The following is a 17,547-nucleotide window of genomic DNA, read 5'->3' as shown; positions in this document are numbered from 1 at the left end:
GGCGGTCAGTCCTCGGCGTCCGGCCCGCGCCGACGCAGGGTGTCGGGCTCGAACCCGTGGCGCACACCCCACAGGACGGCCTGGGAGCGCCGCTGCACCCCGATCTTGCGGTAGGCGCTGCGGATGTAGGACTTCACCGAGTTGATCGAGAGGTACGTGCGGCGGGCGATGTCCTCGTTGCGCAGACCCTGGGTGATCAGCGCGAGGATCTCGGCCTCGCGGGCCGTGAGGCCCTCGGCCCGGCCGGGCCAGTCCCCGGACGCGTCCTCGGTGGAGTCGGTGCGGTCGGTCACCTGCTCGCCGGCGTGGACCCGCTCCAGGGCGGCGACGAGCTGCTCGGCGGTCATGCCCTTCGAGAGGTACCCGGCGGCCCCTCGCTCCAGCGCCGTGCGGGCGAGCGACTCGTGGGTGTTCCAGCTGTAGAGGACGATCCGGTCGGCCTCGCCCGCGGCGAGGATCTCGGCGATCGAGGCCCGGTCGGCCTGGTCCTGGGCGAAGGTGTCGTAGAGGAGGACGTCGACCCGCCGCTCGACCGGCATCCGGGAGTCGAACTCGACGAGGTGCACCCGGTCGCGGAACGGCTCGAACATGCGCGCCAGGCCCTGGACGACGATGTCGTAGTCGTTGACCAGGGCGACCCGAACCGGGCGCGCGTGCTTCGCCATGGCGACAAAATAGACCACCCGGCGGGTGAGCGAGCAGGGGGTGGCCGGCGCCCGCAAACCACCCTTTGGGGTGCAGCGGCGGGCCGCCCCCGCTCTGCACAGTGGGGGGATGAGCACCACCGGACCCGGGACGTGAGCCTCCGCGTCGCCTCCGTCCCCAGCGACCACGTCTACGTCCGCCACCTGTCACCGGCAGGTGGCGGGGACGACGTGCGCCGGCTGCCCGACCCGCGCCCGGGCGGGGCGGTGACCGGCGCACCCTGGTGGCCGCCGCGCATCCTCGACCCCGACTGGGTGCGTGCGCACGCCGACGAGTTCGACCTCGTCCACGTGCACTTCGGCTACGACGCGCAGGACCCCGAGGACCTCGCCGCCTGGGCCGGCACGCTCCGGACGCTCGGCAAGCCGCTCGTCCTTACGGTGCACGACCTGCGCAACCCCCACCACGAGGAGCCCGCACTGCACGACGCGCAGCTCGGCGCCCTCCTCGCGGCGGCGGACGCGGTGGTCACCCTGACGCCCGGGGCGGCCGCCGAGGTGCGACGGCGCTCGGGACGGGCCGCCCGCGTGCTGCCGCACCCGCACGTCGTCGACCTCGACCGGATCGCCCGGCCGCGCCGGGGCCACGACGGGTTCGTCGTCGGGCTCCACTGCAAGAGCCTGCGCGCCGGGATGGACCCCCTGCCGGTGGTCGAGGCCCTCGCGGGCTGCGTCCCCGACTGGCCCGACGCACGGCTGGTCGTCGACGCGCACACCGATGTCATGGCCCCCGGCAGCCCCCGGCACGACGCGGCCCTCGAGACCCGGCTGCGGGAGCTGGCCGCGTGCGGGCGGCTCGAGCTGGCCGTGCACGACTACTTCACCCACGACGAGCTCGTCGACTACCTCGAGGGGCTGGACGTCTCGGTCCTGCCCTACCGGTTCGGCACGCACTCGGGCTGGCTGGAGGCCTGCTACGACCTCGGCACGACCGTGGTCGCGCCCGACTGCGGCTACTACGCCGAGCAGCGCCCGGTGCTCGGCTACCGCACGGGCGACGCGGCATCGCTCGTCGCCGCGGTGACCCGAGCCCACGAGGACCGCCCGTCCTGGCGCGCCGACGCGGCCGCCCGGCGGGCGGAGCGCGCGATGCTCGCGGCGTCCCACGCGCAGCTCTACCGCAGCGTCCTCGCCGCGAAGGAGGTCGCGTGCACGTCGTGATCCTCGCCGCCTCCCGGCACCCCGTCGCGGAGCCCTTCGCCGGTGGGCTGGAGTCCCTGACCTGGCACCTCGTGCGCGGCCTGCGGGAGCGGCACGTCGCCGTCACCGTCTTCGCGGGGGAGGGCAGCGACCCGCTGCTCGACGCCCGCGTCCTGCGGGCCAGCCCGCTCCGGCTCAGCGCGGCCGCCGCGGCGGACGTCAGCATGGTGCCCGAGCCCTGGCTGCGCGAGCACCACGCCTACCTCCAGGTCATGCTCGAGCTGCAGCGCCGCACCGACGTCGACGTCGTCCACAATAACAGCCTCCACCACCTGCCGGTCGCCATGGCCTCCTCGGTCCCGGCGGCGGTCCTGACGACACTGCACACACCGCCGACCCCGTGGCTCGAGCCCGCCATCGCCATCGCCCGCGGGAACGGTGGGACCGCCCACCACGTGGCCGTCAGCGAGCACACGGCGGCCTCCTGGCGGCACGTCGCCGACGTCGACGTCGTGCGCAACGGGGTCGACGTGACCCGCTGGACGCCGGGCCCGGGCGGCCCGGACCTGGTCTGGGCCGGCCGGCTCGTCCCGGAGAAGGCCCCGCACCTGGCCGTCCGCATCGCCCGGGCGGCCGGTCGGCGGCTGCGCCTCGCGGGACCGGTCGGTGACGTGGGGTACGTCGAGCGTGAGCTGCTGCCCCTCCTCGGCGACGGGGTCGAGTACGTCGGTCACCTCGACACCGCCGGGCTCGCCGGGCTCTTCGGCTCCAGCGCCGTCAGCCTCGTGACGCCCGCGTGGGACGAGCCGTACGGTCTCGTCGCCGCCGAGTCGCTGGCCTGTGGCACCCCCGTGGTGGCCTTCCGCCGGGGCGGTCTGCCCGAGGTCCTCGACGGGTCCACGGGGGTGCTCGTCGACCCCGACGGGCCCGACCTGGTCGGCCGGGCGGCCGCCGCCGTCGTGGCCGCCGAGCGCCTCGACCGCCGCGCCTGCCGGCAGCGTGCCGTCCAGGAGTGCTCGGTGGCCCGGATGGTGCAGGAGTACCTCGCCCGCTACGAGGGCATGAGCGCGGGGCTCGTCGCGTGATCGGCTGGTACGTCCACCACGCCGGCCGGGGTCACGCGACCCGGGCCGCCACGGTCGCCGCGCACCTGCGCCGGCCGGTCACCGGGCTGGGCTGCGGCCCCAGGCCCGAGGGTTGGCCGGGGGAGTGGCTGCGGCTCGAGCGCGACGACCGCAACCCCGCGCCGACCGACGTGAGCGCTCGGGGACTGCTCCACTGGGCGCCGCGCCACGACGAGGGGCTGGCCGCCCGCAGCGCCCGGGTGGCCCGTTGGGCGGCCGTGCGCCATCCCGCCCTCCTCGTCGTCGACGTCTCGGTCGAGGTCGCGCTGCTCGCCCGGCTGTGCGGCGTCCCCGTCGTCGTCACCGCGCTGCCCGGTGTCCGCCGGGACCCGGCGCACGAGCTGGCCTACGACCTCGCCGAGGCCCTCCTCGCGCCGTGGCCCCCGGGGACGCACGAGCGGGACTGGCCGGCGCGCTGGGTCGAGAAGGCGTGGCCGGTCGGCACGGTGAGCCGCTTCGACGACCGGCCGCTGCGTCCCCCGGCGCGGCGGGACGCCCCCCGGGTCCTCCTGCTGTGGGGCTGCGGCGGTCGCTCGACCGGCGCGCAGCAGGTCGATGCCGCCCGGGCGGCCACGCCGGGGTGGGAGTGGGTCGAGTGCGCCGGCGACGCGAGCGGCGAGCAGGTCTGGCAGGCGCTGCTCGACGCCGACGTCGTCGTGACCCACGGCGGCCAGAACGCCGTCGCCGAGGTCGCCGCGGCCCGTCGCCCGGCGGTCGTCGTGGCCCAGCCGCGGCCCTACGACGAGCAGGTGGCCACGGCCCGGGCGGTCGAGGCCGCCGGGGTCGCCGTCGGGCTGACCGAGTGGCCGGTGCCGGCGGCCTGGCCCCAGCTGCTCCAGCAGGCGCGGGCCCTCGGGGGCCACGGCTGGGTGCGGTGGAGCACCCGGGCCGGTGCGCGTGCGGCCGCCGCCTACCTCGACGGGCTCGCCGACGCGATGGGAGCGCAGCGATGAGCGAGCCACGGGTGGCCGTCGTGACGATCGTCCACGGACGGCACCGCCATCTGCTCGGACAGCGCTGGGGGCTGGCCCGGCAGTCCCGCGCGCCCGAGGAGCACGTCGTCGTCGCCATGGACGACCCCGGGGTGCGCGAGGTGCTCGCCGGCTCGCCCGGGCCGCCGGCCCACGTCCTCGACGTACCCGCCCCGGGCGGCCGGCTGCCGCTCGCGGGGGCCCGGAACGCGGGCGTGGAGGCGGCCGTGGGCCGGGGCGCCCAGGTCGTCGTCCTCCTCGACGTCGACTGCATCCCCGGGCAGGACCTCGTCGCGCGCTACACCGGTGTCCTCGCGGGGCGTGTCGGGGGCAGCCCGCGCGGGCCGGCCGTGGCCTGCGGGATCGTCCGCTACCTCGACGCGGCGACCACGGCGCTGCCCGAGGCCGAGCGCACGTGGCACCGGCTCGAGCGCGGCTCCAGCCTCCACCCTGCGCGTGCTGCCCCTCCGCCCGGGGCGGTCCGTCCCGGGCAGGACACCCGGCTGTTCTGGTCGCTCTCGTTCGCCACGACGGCCACCGACTGGGCCGTGCTCGGGGGCTTCGACGACGGCTACGTGGGGTATGGGGGAGAGGACACGGACTTCGGGCAACGGGTCTCCGCGGCCGGGGGCACGATCCTCTGGCTCGGGGACGCCGCCGCCTACCACCAGCACCACGGCGCCGGCGGGCTGCCCGTCCAGCACGTGCACGACATCGTCGACAACGGCGCCCGGTTCGCCGGGAGATGGGGATGGTGGCCGATGCGCGGCTGGCTCGACGCCTTCGAGGACCTCGGCCTCGTCGAGAGCGACGGCGCGGGCGGCTACGTCGTCACGAGCCGCGCCCGCGGCCTGCGGGTGGGGACCGACGCGTGAGCACGCTCTGGCGCGCTGCGGAGTGGGCGCTGCCCGAGGTCCCCCACGTCCCGCCGGGCGACCTCGAGCGGGTGCTGGCGGCGGGCCGGGAGCTCGCCCCGGTCGCCCGGGGGCTCGCCGAGGAGCCGTGGCGCTACCTCGCGACCCTGGCGACGCTCGGTGCCGACGACCTCACGAGCGCCCGGGCGCTCGAGCCCCACCTGGACGCGGTGGCGATCCTCGCCCAGGCCGGCGACCCGGACCTGGGTGACGTGGGCGTCGACGACCACAGCACCTTCGGTGTGTACGCCGCGCGGGCCCCCGGAGCGGTCCTGCGGGCGGCGCCCGGCCGGGACGGCGGGCTGCTCCTCTCCGGGCGCAAGGCGTGGTGCTCGCTCGCGACGACGGTGACTCACGCCCTGGTCACCGTCGAGGACGGCGAGCGTCCCGGCCTGTACGCCCTCCCGCTGCGCCACCGCGGCGTCCGGCACGAGAGCGGCACGTGGGTCTCACGGGGGCTCGCCGGCATCACGACCGGCACCCTCGAGCTCGACGAGGTGCCCGCGGTGCCCGTCGGAGGCCCGCGCTGGTACCTCGAGCGCCCGGGCTTCGCTTGGGGAGGCATCGGGGTCGCCGCCGTGTGGTTCGGCGGTGCCGCGGCCCTCGCCGGACGCCTCGTGGACGCCGCCGCCCTCCGCGAGCCGGACCAGGTCGCACTCATGCACCTCGGCCGGGCCGACCGGGCACTCCACGGAGCCCTTCTCGCGCTGCGCGACGCCGCCCTCGTGGTCGCCGCCGGCGACGGAACGGGCCCGTCGGGGGCCCTGCTCGCCGCCCGGGTACGGGCCACCGTCGCCGCCGCCGCCGAGGACGTCCTCGCCACCGTGGGGCACGCCCTCGGCCCGGCGCCGCTCACCCACGACGAGGAGCACGCGCGCCGGGTGGCCGACCTCACCGTCTACCTGCGCCAGCACCACGCCGAACGCGACCTCGCCGCGCTCGGCCGGCTCGTGCTCGGGGCCCTGGACGGGTCGTGAGCAGCCGGGCGCCCCGGCGCTTCCACCATGCCGAGCCCGGGACGCCGGAGCCGCAGTGGCTCCTCGACGCGCGGTGGTCCGCCACGCCGTCGGTCGACCTGGCGGCCCTGCCCCAGCGCTTCGACGAGCTCGTCGTCGCCGCCGCACACCCCGACGACGAGACGCTCGCCGTCGGCGGTGTCCTCGCCGGGGCGTACGCCGTGGGTCTGCCGGTGCGGGTCGTCGTCGCCACCGACGGTGCGGCCTCGCACCCGGACGCCTCCGCCTGGTCGCCATCCCGGCTGGCCGCGGTCCGCCGCGCCGAGCTCGACGCCGCGCTCGGCCGGCTCGCGCCCGGGTCGCCCGCCGAGCATCTCGGCCTTCCCGACGGGGGGCTCGCCGGCCTGGAGCCGAGCCTCGCCGACGAGCTCGCCGCCCGGTGTGGCGAGCGAACGCTGCTCCTCGCGCCGTGGACCGGCGACGGGCACCCCGACCACGACGCCCTCGGCCGGGCCGCCGAGGAGGCCGGGCGGCGTCGGGGTGCCGCCGTGGCCCACTACCCACTGTGGCTCTGGCACTGGGGCCGCCCGGACGACCTCGACTGGTCGCGGGCGCACGTCGTCGAGCTCGACCGCGGGCTGCTCGACGCCAAGGCCGCCGCCGTCGCGGAGCACGCCTCGCAGACCGAGCCGCTCGGGCCGTGTCCCGGTGACCGCCCGGTCGTCACCGAGCCGGTGCTCCGCCGGGCCGGGCGGCTCGTCGAGCTGGTCCTGTCCGCCCCGGGGGCGCTGCCGCTCATCCCGGCGCGACCCGACGCGCAGGTGGCGGCCCCGTTCGACGCCATGTACGACGAGGGCCCGGACCCGTGGGGCTTCGAGGGCTCCTTCTTCGAGCGCCGCAAGCGGGACCTCGTCGCTGCCGTCCTGGGCCGGCAGCACTACCACACTGCGCTCGAGATCGGGTGTGCCACCGGCCTGCTGACCACCCGGCTGGCAGAGCGAGCGGACCACGTCGTCGCCGTCGACGTCAGCGAGCGGGCCCTCGCCGTGGCCCGGGCACACACCCCCGACGGCGTCCAGTGGCGGGCGGGTCGCGCCCCGGAGGCGGTCCCCGACGGCCCGGTCGACCTCGTCGTCCTCTCCGAGGTCGGCTACTTCCTCACCCCGCTGGAGCTGCTCGAGACGCTGCGCCGGCTGCGGGTCGCCCTCGCCCGGGGGGGCGAGGTCGTCCTCGTCCACTGGCGTCACCCGACCCGTGGGGTGCCCCTCGACGGTCCGGCGGTCCACGCCCAGGCGCTCAGTGCCCTGGCCGACCTCGCACCGGCCGTCCACTACGAGGACGCGGACGTCCTCCTCGACGTTCTCGGCGGGCCCGCCGGTTCGGTCGCGTCGCGGGAGGGGCGGGTGTGAGCCGGCTCGAGCACGTCGTCGTCGCGGTGCCCGCGCGCGACGAGGAGGCCGTCCTCGGCGACTGCCTCGACGCCCTGCTGCGCTCCGTCACCCGGCTGCGCACGGCACGACCGGGGGTCGGTGTCGAGGTGGTCGTCGCGCTCGACCGTTGTCTCGACGCGTCCGCGCAGGTCGCCGCCTCCCGCCCGGTCACCGTCGTGCGCAGCGACGCCGGGTCGGTGGGGGCCGCCCGCCGGCTGGCGGTCGCCGCGGGCCTGGCCGCGGTACGCGCGCGGGGCGGCTCCCCCCGCGGGACGTGGGTCGCGGGCACCGACGCCGACTGCCTCGTGCCGGTCCACTGGCTCACCGGGCAGCTTGCGCTCGCCGACGCCGGCGCGGAGCTCGTCGTCGGCACCGTGGAGCCGGTCGGCGACGTCGAGCCCGCCCGGCTCGCCGCCTGGCACGCGCGGCACTCCCTCCGGGACGGCCACGAGTACGTCCACGGGGCCAACCTCGGGATCCGGGGGGACACCTACCTCGCCGTCGGCGGGTTCGCCGACCTGCCGGTGCACGAGGACGTCGCGCTCGTCGCCGCGGTGCGCGCCCGAGCCCGCCCGGAGGTGGCCACCGACCAGGTGCGCGTGCGGACCTCGGCCCGTCGGCTGGGCCGGGTCGAGGGCGGCTTCGCGTCCTACCTCGCCGGCCTGCCGGTGCCCGGGGGTGTGTCCGGCAGCGGAACCGGGTAGCGACCCGGCACAGGCCAGTCGACGACAGGAGGTCGCCGTGCGAGCGGTGGTGTGGAACGGAACGAAGGACGTCTCGGTGCAGGAGGTCCCCGACCCGAGGATCGAGGCTCCGGGCGACGCGGTCATCCGGGTGACGAGCACGAACATCTGCGGGTCCGACCTGCACCTGTACGAGCCGCTGAGCGCCTTCATGAACCCCGGCGACGTCCTCGGGCACGAGGCGATGGGCGTCGTTGAGGAGGTCGGCCCGGAGGTCACCGGGCTCGCGGTGGGCGACCGGGTCGTCATCCCCTTCCAGGTCTCCTGCGGCGAGTGCTGGATGTGCCGGCGCGGGCTGCAGACCCAGTGCGAGACCACCCAGAACACCGACCAGGGCACCGGCGCCACCCTCTTCGGCTACTCCGAGCTCTACGGCTCGCTCGCGGGTGGGCAGGCCGAGTACCTGCGGGTGCCGCACGCCTCCTCCACGCACATCACCGTGCCGGAGGGTCCCTCGGACGAGCGCTTCGTCTACCTCTCCGACGTCCTGCCCACGGCCTGGCAGGCCGTCGCCTACGCCGACCCCGACCCCGAGGGCACCCTCCTCGTCCTCGGGCTCGGGCCGATCGGCGACATGGCCTGCCGGATCGCCCAGCAGCGCGGCGTCGCGCAGGTCATCGGGGTCGACCTCGTCCCGGAACGGCTCGAGCGAGCCCGCGCCCGCGGGGTGAGCACGATCGACCTGCGCGAGGTCGACGAGGTCGGTGACGCGGTCCGCGACCTCACCGGGGGCCGCGGCGCCGACTCGGTCGTCGACGCCGTCGGGATGGAGGCCCACGGCTCGGGCGTGGCCAAGCTGTCGCACAAGATCGTCGCCGCGCTGCCGTCCGCCGTCGGCAAGCCGCTGATGACCCGGATGGGGGTCGACCGGCTCGCCGCGTTCTACACGGCGGTGGACGCCGTCCGGCGCGGCGGGACCGTGTCGCTGAGCGGGGTCTACGGTGGCATGACCGACCCCCTCCCGATGATGACCCTCTTCGACAAGCAGGTGACGCTGCGCATGGGCCAGGCCAACGTGCTGCGCTGGGTGCCCGAGATCATGCCGCTGCTCACCGACGAGGACCCCTTGGGGGTCGAGAGCTTCGCCACCCACCGGCTGCCGCTCGACGCGGCGCCCGAGGCCTACGCCACCTTCCAGGCCAAGGACGACGGCATGGTCAAGGTGGTCCTCGACCCGAGCGAGCGCCGGGCCGGCTGAGATGCCCCCGACGCACCCGCGGGGCCGGGAGTGGCCGTGACGACGTGCGACGCGCTCGTCGTCGGCGGGGGCCCCAACGGGCTCGTCGCGGCCATCGCCCTGGCCGACGCCGGGTGGGACGTCGTCCTCGTCGAGGCGCAGGACGAGGTCGGTGGCGCGGTGCGCAGTGGCGAGGTTGCTGCTCCCGGCTTCGTCACCGACCTGTTCAGCGCGTTCTACCCGCTCGCCGCGGCCAGCCCGGTCATCCGCGACCTCGGCCTCACCGCGCACGGGCTGACCTGGGTGCGGTCCGCCGACCCGGTCGCGCACGCCTTCCCCGACGGTCGGGGCGTCGCCCTGAAGGCCGACCCGCAGGACACCGCGGCCGGCCTGGAGGCGTGCGCGCCCGGAGACGGCGAGGCGTGGCTGCGGCTGGTCGCCGGGTGGCAGCAGGTGCGCGACCCGCTCCTGGACCTGCTCTTCACCCCGTTCCCTCCGGTTCGTGCCGGGCTGCGGCTGCTCCGGCGGGCGCGGGTGGCCGGGTCCCTCGACATGGCGCGAGTCGCGGCCCTGTCCGCGCGCCGCCTCGGGCAGGAGGAGTTCGGCAGCGAGGAGGCGCGGGTCCTGATCTCCGGCAACGCGATGCACAGCGACCTGCCCCCCGAGGGAGCCGGGAGCGCCCTCTACGGGTGGCTGCTCGCGATGCTCGGCCAGGACGTCGGCTTCCCCGTCCCGCAGGGGGGTGCCGGGATGCTCGCGGCCGCGTTGCGTGCCCGAGCCGAGGCCGCCGGTGTCCAGGTGCGCTGCGGGCAGGCCGTGACCCGGGTGGAGGTCGCCGGCGGCCGGGCCCGCGGCGCGCGGCTCGCCGACGGGTCGGTGGTGCGTGCCCCGCACGGCGTCCTCGCCGACGTCTCCGCCCCCGCCCTCTACCGCGGCCTCCTCGAGGAGCACCACGTGCCGCGCCGGTTGCTCGCCGACCTCGAGCGCTTCCAGTGGGACCCGGCGACCCTCAAGGTCGACTGGGCCCTCGACGCGCCGCTGCCGTGGCTCGCGCCCGAGGTCCGCCAGGCGGGGACGGTGCACCTCGGCGTGGGCGAGGACGGCCTCGTCGACGTCGCGGCCGACCTCACGGTCGGGCGCGTCCCGGACCCGCCGTTCCTCCTCCTCGGGCAGATGACGACCGCCGACCCGACCCGCTCCCCGGACGGCACCGAGTCGGCCTGGGCGTACACCCATCTGCCCCGGGCTGCCGCGGGCGACGCCGGGGTCGTGGCCCGGCACGTCGAGCGGGTCGAGGCCGCGCTCGAGCAGGTCGCGCCGGGCTTCGGCGCCCACGTCGTGGGCCGTCACGTCCAGGACCCGGCCTCTCTCGAGCGGGCCGACGCCAACCTCAGTCTCGGAGCTCTGAGCGGTGGGACGGCGGCCCTGCACCAGCAGCTCGTGCTCCGGCCGACGCGCGGCCTCGGGCGACCGGAGACCCCCGTGCCCGGGCTGTTCCTCGCGAGCGCGGCCGCGCACCCCGGGGGTGGGGTCCACGGGGCGTGCGGCTGGAACGCGGCGCTGGCCGCGATGCGGCACCGGGCACCGCTGGGGCGGGTTCGTCGCCGGCTGGTCGGCACGGCGTGGGCGCGCGTGCTCGACGAGCGGTGAGCGGTCAGCCGGCGTCCGTGCCCTGCGCAGCCTCGCGGTGGCGCCCCTCGGCCACGAGGGCGAGGCGGTAGAGGGTCTCCCGGTTGCGCGGCAGGATCACCGCCTGGCGCACCGGCATCGGCAGGAGCCGACCCGGTCCGGTGCTCGCGTCCTCGGCGATCGACACCCGGCAGGCGTGCGCGCCGTCCGGCTCGACCTCGAGCTCGACCCGTGCCTCCCCGACCGGCCACCCGCGAGCGGTGAGGACGATCCGGTGGGGCGGCTCGGACTCCTCGACGCTCGTGGTGTCCGAGAGCATGGCCGGCCACGGGCCGACGCTGTGGTGCAACCGTGCCCCCGGTGCGGGCCAGGAGTCGTCGACGGCGCGCACGCGGGCCGCACCGACGACCCAGGTGGCGTACTGCCAGCCGTCGGAGACCACGTCCCACACGGCCTCGGCGGGAGCGGCCACGGCCCGGGACACCCGGGGGCGGTCCAGCGCACGGTCGTCGGTCACGAGGGTCCTCCGTGGTCAACGGGCCGGCCGGCGGCCGGGGCGTGCCTGCTCCCTACCCGCTGCGCAGGCCCCGCACGCGGGTCGGGGTCAGCGGACCTCGAGGACGCTCTCGCCCGCGGGGACGAGCTCGCCGACCACCGGGTGGCCGGGCAGCTCGCCCGCGACGAGCAGGCCGCCGGAGGTCTGGGCGTCGGCGAGGAGGACGAGCTCGTCCTCGGGCAGGCGTGCGGACAGATGGGGCCGGACCCAGTCCAGGTTGCGCCGGCTGCCGCCGGGGACGAACCCCGCCTCGAGCGAGGCACGGGCCCCCTCGAGGTACGGGACGGCCGCGGCGTCGAGCACCGCCGAGACCCCGGAGGCCCGGCACAGCTTGTACAGGTGCCCCAGGAGCCCGAAACCCGTGACGTCGGTGGCGCATCGGGCCCCCGCCTCGAGCGCGGCCCGGGACGCCTCGCGGTTGAGCGTCGTCATCACCTCGAGCGCCTCGGGGAAGACCTCACCGGTCGCCTTGTGCCGGTTGTTGAGGACCCCGAGACCGAGCGGCTTGGTCAGGGTCAGGGGCACCCCGGCGCGACCGGCGTCGTTGCGCAGGAGGTGCCGCGGGTCGGCGGTGCCGGTCACCGCGAGACCGTACTTGGGCTCGACGTCGTCGACGCTGTGCCCCCCGGCGAGGTGGCACGAGGCGGCGAGCGCGACGTCGGCCCCGCCGCGCAGCACCTCGGCGGCGAGGTCGAACGGGACCCGGTCGCGCGGCCAGGCGAGGAGGTTGACCGCGACGAGCGGCTCGCCCCCCATCGCGTACACGTCGGAGAGCGCGTTGGTCGCCGCGATCCGGCCCCAGTCGTACGGGTCGTCGACGACGGGGGTGAAGAAGTCCGTCGTGAGGACGACCGCGCGCTCACCGTCGAGCCGGACGACGGCCGCGTCGTCCCCCGACTCGACCCCGACGAGCAGGTCAGCCCCCGCCGCGGGCGTCAGGCCGCCGAGGACGCGTTCGAGCTCCCCGGGCGGCACCTTGCAGGCGCAGCCGCCCCCCGAGGCGAGCTGGGTGAGGCGTGGTGTCCGGTCGGTGATGTCGTCGGTGGCCGTCACCTGGCCATTGTCGCCGCTGCCTCCTCGTGGCGGGCCCGCAGCCGCGCACGTTGTGGCTCGACGACGTAGCGGGGGTCGCGCGCCGAGGCCAGCCCGGCCTCGAAGACCCCGAAGCGGGTCATCACCGAGGCGGCGACGCAGGCGGCGCCGGCCACCACGGAGACCGTGCGCGAGCGCCGACCGGCGACGAGGGCGGCGCTCCCGCCGAGCGCGGTGAGCACGCGCGCGGTACGCATCAGCCGCCCCGGCCGGCCCTGCTGGTAGGGCTCGCTGACCAGGCCCAGCCGGTGGGTGACGCGCTCGGCGGCCGCGAGCTCCATGAGGGCCCCGGCGGCGAGCATCCGCCGGGCCGGGCCGGCCTGCGCGGGCGGCACGAGCATGCAGGCCAGGCCGCCGGCCGCGGTGGCGCCCGAGCCGGCGAAGACGTAGGGGAGCTCGCGGTGGGCCTCGTGCCAGGCCGGCACCGCGGTGTTCGCGAGCAGGGCTCCGGTGTACGTGGCGAGCGCGGGGCCGAGCGCGGCGGCCCCGGCTCCGGCCACCCGGCCCGCCCGCGGCAGCCACCCGGTGACCGCCGAGGCCGCCGACGCGCCGGAGAGGGTCCCGAAGGGCGCGAGGACCCACGAGCCCACCGACAGCGGGGAGGTCGGCTTGAAGACCCGGAGCATGTTGAGGAAGCGTTCGGGGCGGTGCAGGTCGTGGATGAGGGCGACGGTGCCGAGGCCGGCACCGGCGCCCGCGGCGACGCGGGCCACCCGCTCCAGCTCCGGGCGCCCGGTGAGCGCGGCGCCCTCGGCGAGGACGGAGGAGGCGCCCGCCAGCCCGCCGAGGAAGAGGTAGAGGGGGACGTCCGGTGTCTTCCACGTCGGCTGCTTGAGGATCGGCCGCCCGTAGTAGGAGTCGGGGGTGGCCTGCGGGACCATCGGGGCCTCCCTCATCGGCGTCCCCCGAGGAACGACGCGACGCCCACCCCGACCAGCCCCAGGGCGGCGGCGCCGACGTGCCGCCACATCGAGGCGAGGTCGCGGGTGGTCACGACCGGGTCCGGGGGCAGGCCGTAGACCTCGGGCTCGTCGAGGAGGAGGAAGAAGGCGCCGTCGCCGCCGACGCCGTCCTCGGGGTCGGCGCCGTACAGCCGTGCGCCGTCCACCCCCTGCTCCTCCAGCTGCCCGAGGCGGCGCCCGGCGCGCTCGCGCAGCTCGTCGAGCTCGCCGTACTGGATGGACTCGGTGGGGCACGCCTTGGCGCACGCCGGGGTGAGCCCCTCCCCGATCCGGTCGTAGCACAGGGTGCACTTGAACGCCCGGCCGTCGCCCGGGCGGATGTCGATGACCCCGTACGGGCAGGCCGGCACGCAGTAGCCGCACCCGTTGCAGATGTCGGACTGGACGACGACCGTGCCGAACTCGGTACGGAAGAGCGAGCCGGTCGGGCAGACGTCGAGGCAGGCCGCGTGGGTGCAGTGCTTGCACACGTCCGAGGACATCAGCCAGCGCACGCCGCCCTCACCGGACTCGCTCTCCTGCCCCGGGCCGTCGGGCGCTGGGGCCGGCTCCGGCGGGCCCATCCCGGGCATCCCCAGGTCGGTGCGCGAGGCCCGCCCGGCCGGCTGCTCGACGAACGCGACGTGCCGCCAGGTGCTCGCCCCGAGCGCGCCGGTGTTGTCGTAGGACATCCCGGTGAGCGAGAGCCCGTCCTCGGGGACGAGGTTCCACTCCTTGCAGGCCACCTCGCAGGCCTTGCACCCGATGCACACCGAGGTGTCGGTGAAGAAGCCCATCCGGGGCGGGTGCGCCTCGTGCCCGGCGTCGCCGGCGACGTCCTCGAGCGGGCCGAACAGGGAGTGGCTCACGAGGTCTCCTCCGGTGCGGGGTGGGCGCCGGAGCGCCTCCGGTAGTCGTCGACGAAGGCGACGAGGGCGGGGCCGCGCGGACGGCGGCCGGGACGGATGTCGCACGTGCCCACCTTGTCCTGGATGTGCACGTTGGGGTCCAGGGCCAGTCCGACGAGGTCGTTGGCGGAGTCGCCGGTGACCAGGCCGTTCGCACCCCAGTGGTAGGGCAGCCCGACCTGCTCGACCCACTGGTCCCCGAGGCGCAGCGAGCGCATCCGGGCGGTGACGAGGACGCGCGCCTCGATCGCGGAGCGGGCGGTGACGATGGTGGCCCACCCGCCGTGCTCGAGCCCGCCCTCCTGCGCCAGGCGCGGCGAGACCTCGCAGAACATCTCCGGCTGGAGCTCGCTGAGGTAGGGCAGCGTCCGCGACATCCCACCGGCCGTGTGGTGCTCGGTGAGCCGGTAGCTCGTGAAGACGTAGGGGAAGACCCGGCTACCGGCCGGGTTCAGCGGGTTGTCGGGCTCGGCGACGTCCTCGAGCGCCGGGTTGCGCTGCACCCCGTGGACGGCGTTGCCGACGGGCGACTCGACCGGCTCGTAGAACGCCGGCAGCGGGCCGTCGGCGAGCCCGGTCGGCACGTAGAGCCAGGCCTTGCCGTCGGTCTGCATGATGAACGGGTCGCGCCCGCCGAGCGCGTCCGGGCCGGTCGCGCCCTCGTCGGGGACGTGGTCCGGGGGCCGGTCGACGACGAAGTCGGGGACGTCCTCCCCGGTCCAGCGACCCTGCTCGGCGTCCCACCAGACGTACTTCTTGCGCTCGCTCCACGGCCGCCCGTCCGGGTCGGCCGAGGCCCGGTTGTAGAGGATGCGACGGTTGGCCGGCCAGGCCCAGCCCCACTCGGGGGCCACGAGCGACTGCTCCCAGTGCGGGCGGCGCCGGGCCGCCTGGTTGACACCGTCGGCGTACACCCCGCAGTAGATCCAGCAGCCGCAGCTGCTCGAGCCGTCGGCCGCGAGCTGGGTGTAGGAGGAGAGCGGCTCGCCCGAGGCGTCCTGCCCGTTGATCTCGCGCAGCACCGCGTCGGCGTCCGGCTCCGCGAGCGGCCCCTCGGTCGGGTAGTCCCAGGTGAGGTCGAGCAGGGGGGCGTCCATGGGGTCGGTCGAGCCGGCGAGGCGCTCGCGGATCCGCTGGCCGAGCTCGTAGTAGAACTGCAGGTCGCTGCGGGCGTCGCCCGGTGGCTCGACCGCCTGGTGGCGCCACTGGAGCATCCGCTGGGTGTTGGTGAAGCTCCCCTTCTTCTCGACGTGCGAGGCGGCCGGCAGGAAGAAGACCTCGGTCCCGATCTCCTCGGTCACCAGCTCCCCCGACTCGATCTCCGGCCCGTCCTTCCAGAACGACGCGGTCTCGACCATCGTCAGGTCGCGGACGACGAGCCACTCCAGGCTGGCCAGCCCGAGGCGCTGCATCTTGCCGTTGGCCGAGCCCACCGCGGGGTTCTCGCCGATGACGAAGTACCCCGGGCTGCGCCCCTCGATCTGGTTGACGACCGTGTCGTAGGTGCCGTGGTGACCGGTGAGCCGCGGGAGGTAGTCGAAGCAGAAGTCGTTCTCCGGGGTGGCCGCCGACCCCCACCAGGCCTTGAGCAGGCTGACGGTGTAGGCGTCCATGTTCCCCCAGAAGCCGGTCGAGCCGGCGTCCTCCGCGACGAACTGGGCGAGGTTCTCGTGCTGGGCCGCATGGGGCATCGGGATGTAGCCGGGGAGGATGTTGAACAGGGTCGGGATGTCGGTGGAGCCCTGGATGCTCGCGTGCCCCCGCAGGGCGAGGATGCCACCGCCGGGACGGCCCATGTTGCCGAGGAGGGTCTGCAGGATCGAGGCCGTCCGGATCGTCTGCACCCCGGTGGAGTGGTGGGTCCAGCCGACGGCGTAGCAGAAGGCGCTCGTCCGCTCGCGCCCGGAGTTCTCGGTCAGGGCGCGGGCGACCCGCAGGAAGTCCTCCTCCGGCACGCCGCAGACCTCGGCGACGAGCCGGGGGGTGTAGCGCGCGAAGTGCCGCTTGAGGATCTGGAAGACGCACCGCGGGTGCTGGAGGGTCTCGTCCCGCTCGGGCTTGGCGTGCACCGCGGGGCCGCCGGAGCCGGTCTCCTCCGAGCGGGCGGCCTCGTGCTCGGCGGGCTCCTCGGACGCCTCGGGTCCCGCAGGCTGGCGCGGGTCGCGCATCCCGGCCGCCGGGGCCTGGGGGGCGTTCTCGTACTGCCAGCTCGTCGGGTCGTACTGGGCGCTCTCCTCGTCGTAGCCGGAGAAGAGCCCGTCGAGGTCCTCGGTGTCCGCGAACTCCTCTCCGACGATGGCCGCGGCGTTCGTGTAGTGGACGACGTACTCGCGGAAGTCGAGGTCGTTGTCCAGGACGTAGTGGACGAGCCCACCGAGGAAGGCGATGTCGGTGCCCGCCCGCAGGGGCACGTGCAGGTCGGCCACCGCGGAGGTGCGCGTGAACCGCGGGTCGACGTGGATGACGGTCGCCCCCTTGCGCTTGGCCTCCATCACCCACTGGAACCCGACGGGGTGGCACTCGGCCATGTTCGAGCCCTGGATGACGATGCAGTCACTGTTGGACAGGTCCTGCTGGAAGGTGGTGGCCCCTCCCCGGCCGAAGCTCGTTCCCAGACCGGGAACGGTGGAGGAGTGTCAAATACGCGCCTGGTTCTCGATCTGGATCGCACCCATCGCCGTGTAGAGCTTCTTCATGAGGTAGTTCTCCTCGTTGTCGAGGGTCGCTCCTCCGAGGCTCGCGATGCCGAGGGTGCGCCGGGTGCGCCGGCCCTGGTCGTCCTCCCACTCCCAGTGGCGGCGGCGGGTGGCCACGACCCGGTCGGCGATCATGTCCATCGCGGTGTCGAGGTCGAGGTCCTCCCACTCGGTGCCGTGCGGCCGGCGGTAGCGCACCGTCGTGACCCGCCGGTCGGAGGTCACGAGCTGGGTGCTGGCGCTGCCCTTGGGGCACAGCCGGCCCCGGGAGACCGGGCTCGCCGGGTCGCCCTCGATCTGGGTGACCCGCCCGTCCTCGACGTACACCTTCTGGCCGCAGCCGACCGCGCAGAACGGGCAGACGGAGTCCACGACCCGGTCGGCGGTCTCGGTGCGCGGGGTCAGTGCCCTCGTGTGGGCGGACTGCGCCGCGGCGCCCCGGCCGAGCCGGTCACGGCCGCGGACCTGGCGCAGCACCGGCCACTCCAGCGGGGTACGCACGTCGGCGGTCCTCCTGGCTCGGGGGCAAGGTCCTGGCGCTCGGTCGGTCTCGAGCCCGGGTGGGT

The 17,547-nt window shown here is 75.8% G+C and carries 15 protein-coding genes; 9 read left to right on the top strand and 6 right to left on the bottom strand.

The features are described from left to right. Window positions 1-5: 5 nt before the first annotated feature. A complete protein-coding gene (locus tag G8D98_RS14260; RefSeq protein WP_166104797.1) occupies window positions 6-665 on the bottom strand; it encodes a LuxR C-terminal-related transcriptional regulator in 660 nt (219 codons plus the stop codon). A gap of 132 nt (window positions 666-797) precedes the next feature. Between G8D98_RS14260 and G8D98_RS14255 the strand changes: the two genes are divergently transcribed. The 9 genes from G8D98_RS14255 to G8D98_RS14215 are packed head-to-tail and all read left to right on the top strand — an operon-like array spanning window position 798 to window position 10,809. After that, window positions 798-1,865 (top strand): glycosyltransferase, encoded by a 1,068-nt coding sequence (locus G8D98_RS14255; protein ID WP_166104794.1) that lies wholly within the window; start codon window positions 798-800, stop codon window positions 1,863-1,865. Next, entirely contained in the window at window positions 1,853-2,929 is a 1,077-nt protein-coding gene (locus G8D98_RS14250; protein WP_166104791.1) for a glycosyltransferase, read from the top strand. Before G8D98_RS14255 ends, G8D98_RS14250 begins: the two co-directional genes overlap by 13 nt. Then, entirely contained in the window at window positions 2,926-3,921 is a 996-nt protein-coding gene (locus tag G8D98_RS14245) for a UDP-N-acetylglucosamine--N-acetylmuramyl-(pentapeptide) pyrophosphoryl-undecaprenol N-acetylglucosamine transferase (RefSeq protein ID WP_166104789.1), read from the top strand. The genes G8D98_RS14250 and G8D98_RS14245 overlap by 4 nt, the downstream gene beginning before the upstream one ends. After that, window positions 3,918-4,814, top strand: coding sequence for a glycosyltransferase family 2 protein (locus G8D98_RS14240; RefSeq protein ID WP_166104786.1), 897 nt, complete (start codon window positions 3,918-3,920; stop codon window positions 4,812-4,814). Before G8D98_RS14245 ends, G8D98_RS14240 begins: the two co-directional genes overlap by 4 nt. Continuing rightward, window positions 4,811-5,830 carry an acyl-CoA dehydrogenase gene (locus tag G8D98_RS14235; protein ID WP_166104783.1) on the top strand — a complete coding sequence of 340 codons (1,020 nt, stop codon included), beginning with the start codon at window positions 4,811-4,813 and terminating at the stop codon, window positions 5,828-5,830. The genes G8D98_RS14240 and G8D98_RS14235 overlap by 4 nt, the downstream gene beginning before the upstream one ends. Further along, entirely contained in the window at window positions 5,827-7,218 is a 1,392-nt protein-coding gene (locus G8D98_RS14230; protein WP_166104780.1) for a PIG-L family deacetylase, read from the top strand. Before G8D98_RS14235 ends, G8D98_RS14230 begins: the two co-directional genes overlap by 4 nt. Continuing rightward, window positions 7,215-7,943, top strand: a complete 729-nt coding sequence (locus G8D98_RS14225) for a glycosyltransferase family 2 protein (protein ID WP_166104778.1) — start codon at window positions 7,215-7,217, stop codon at window positions 7,941-7,943. Before G8D98_RS14230 ends, G8D98_RS14225 begins: the two co-directional genes overlap by 4 nt. A gap of 37 nt (window positions 7,944-7,980) precedes the next feature. Then, complete coding sequence (locus G8D98_RS14220) at window positions 7,981-9,180, top strand: zinc-dependent alcohol dehydrogenase (RefSeq protein WP_166104776.1); 1,200 nt, start codon at window positions 7,981-7,983, stop codon at window positions 9,178-9,180. 36 nt (window positions 9,181-9,216) lie between these two features. Continuing rightward, on the top strand, window positions 9,217-10,809 hold the full coding sequence (locus G8D98_RS14215; RefSeq protein ID WP_205859792.1) for a phytoene desaturase family protein: 1,593 nt from the start codon (window positions 9,217-9,219) through the stop codon (window positions 10,807-10,809). A 4-nt stretch (window positions 10,810-10,813) separates the two neighbouring features. Here the strand turns inward: G8D98_RS14215 and G8D98_RS14210 are convergent, their stop codons facing one another. From G8D98_RS14210 to fdh, 5 genes are all read right to left on the bottom strand, one after another. Further along, entirely contained in the window at window positions 10,814-11,305 is a 492-nt protein-coding gene (locus tag G8D98_RS14210; RefSeq protein ID WP_229661958.1) for an SRPBCC family protein, read from the bottom strand. Window positions 11,306-11,392: 87 nt separating this feature from the next. After that, a complete protein-coding gene (selD, locus tag G8D98_RS14205; protein WP_166104910.1) occupies window positions 11,393-12,379 on the bottom strand; it encodes a selenide, water dikinase SelD in 987 nt (328 codons plus the stop codon). A 14-nt stretch (window positions 12,380-12,393) separates the two neighbouring features. After that, window positions 12,394-13,332, bottom strand: coding sequence for an NrfD/PsrC family molybdoenzyme membrane anchor subunit (gene nrfD, locus G8D98_RS14200; protein ID WP_229661956.1), 939 nt, complete (start codon window positions 13,330-13,332; stop codon window positions 12,394-12,396). Then, the gene (locus tag G8D98_RS14195) at window positions 13,329-14,174 is read right to left on the bottom strand and encodes a 4Fe-4S dicluster domain-containing protein (protein ID WP_166104908.1); all 846 of its coding nucleotides are present in this window, start codon (window positions 14,172-14,174) and stop codon (window positions 13,329-13,331) included. Before G8D98_RS14195 ends, nrfD begins: the two co-directional genes overlap by 4 nt. 68 nt (window positions 14,175-14,242) lie before the next feature. After that, window positions 14,243-17,482 (bottom strand): formate dehydrogenase, encoded by a 3,240-nt coding sequence (fdh, locus tag G8D98_RS14190; protein ID WP_229661955.1) that lies wholly within the window; start codon window positions 17,480-17,482, stop codon window positions 14,243-14,245. Between the last annotated feature and the right edge of the window lie 65 nt (window positions 17,483-17,547).

The sequence above is a fragment of the Phycicoccus endophyticus genome, assembly GCF_011326735.1.
Lineage (GTDB): Bacteria > Actinomycetota > Actinomycetes > Actinomycetales > Dermatophilaceae > Phycicoccus > Phycicoccus endophyticus.
This window is presented reverse-complemented; position numbering and strand designations above follow the sequence as displayed.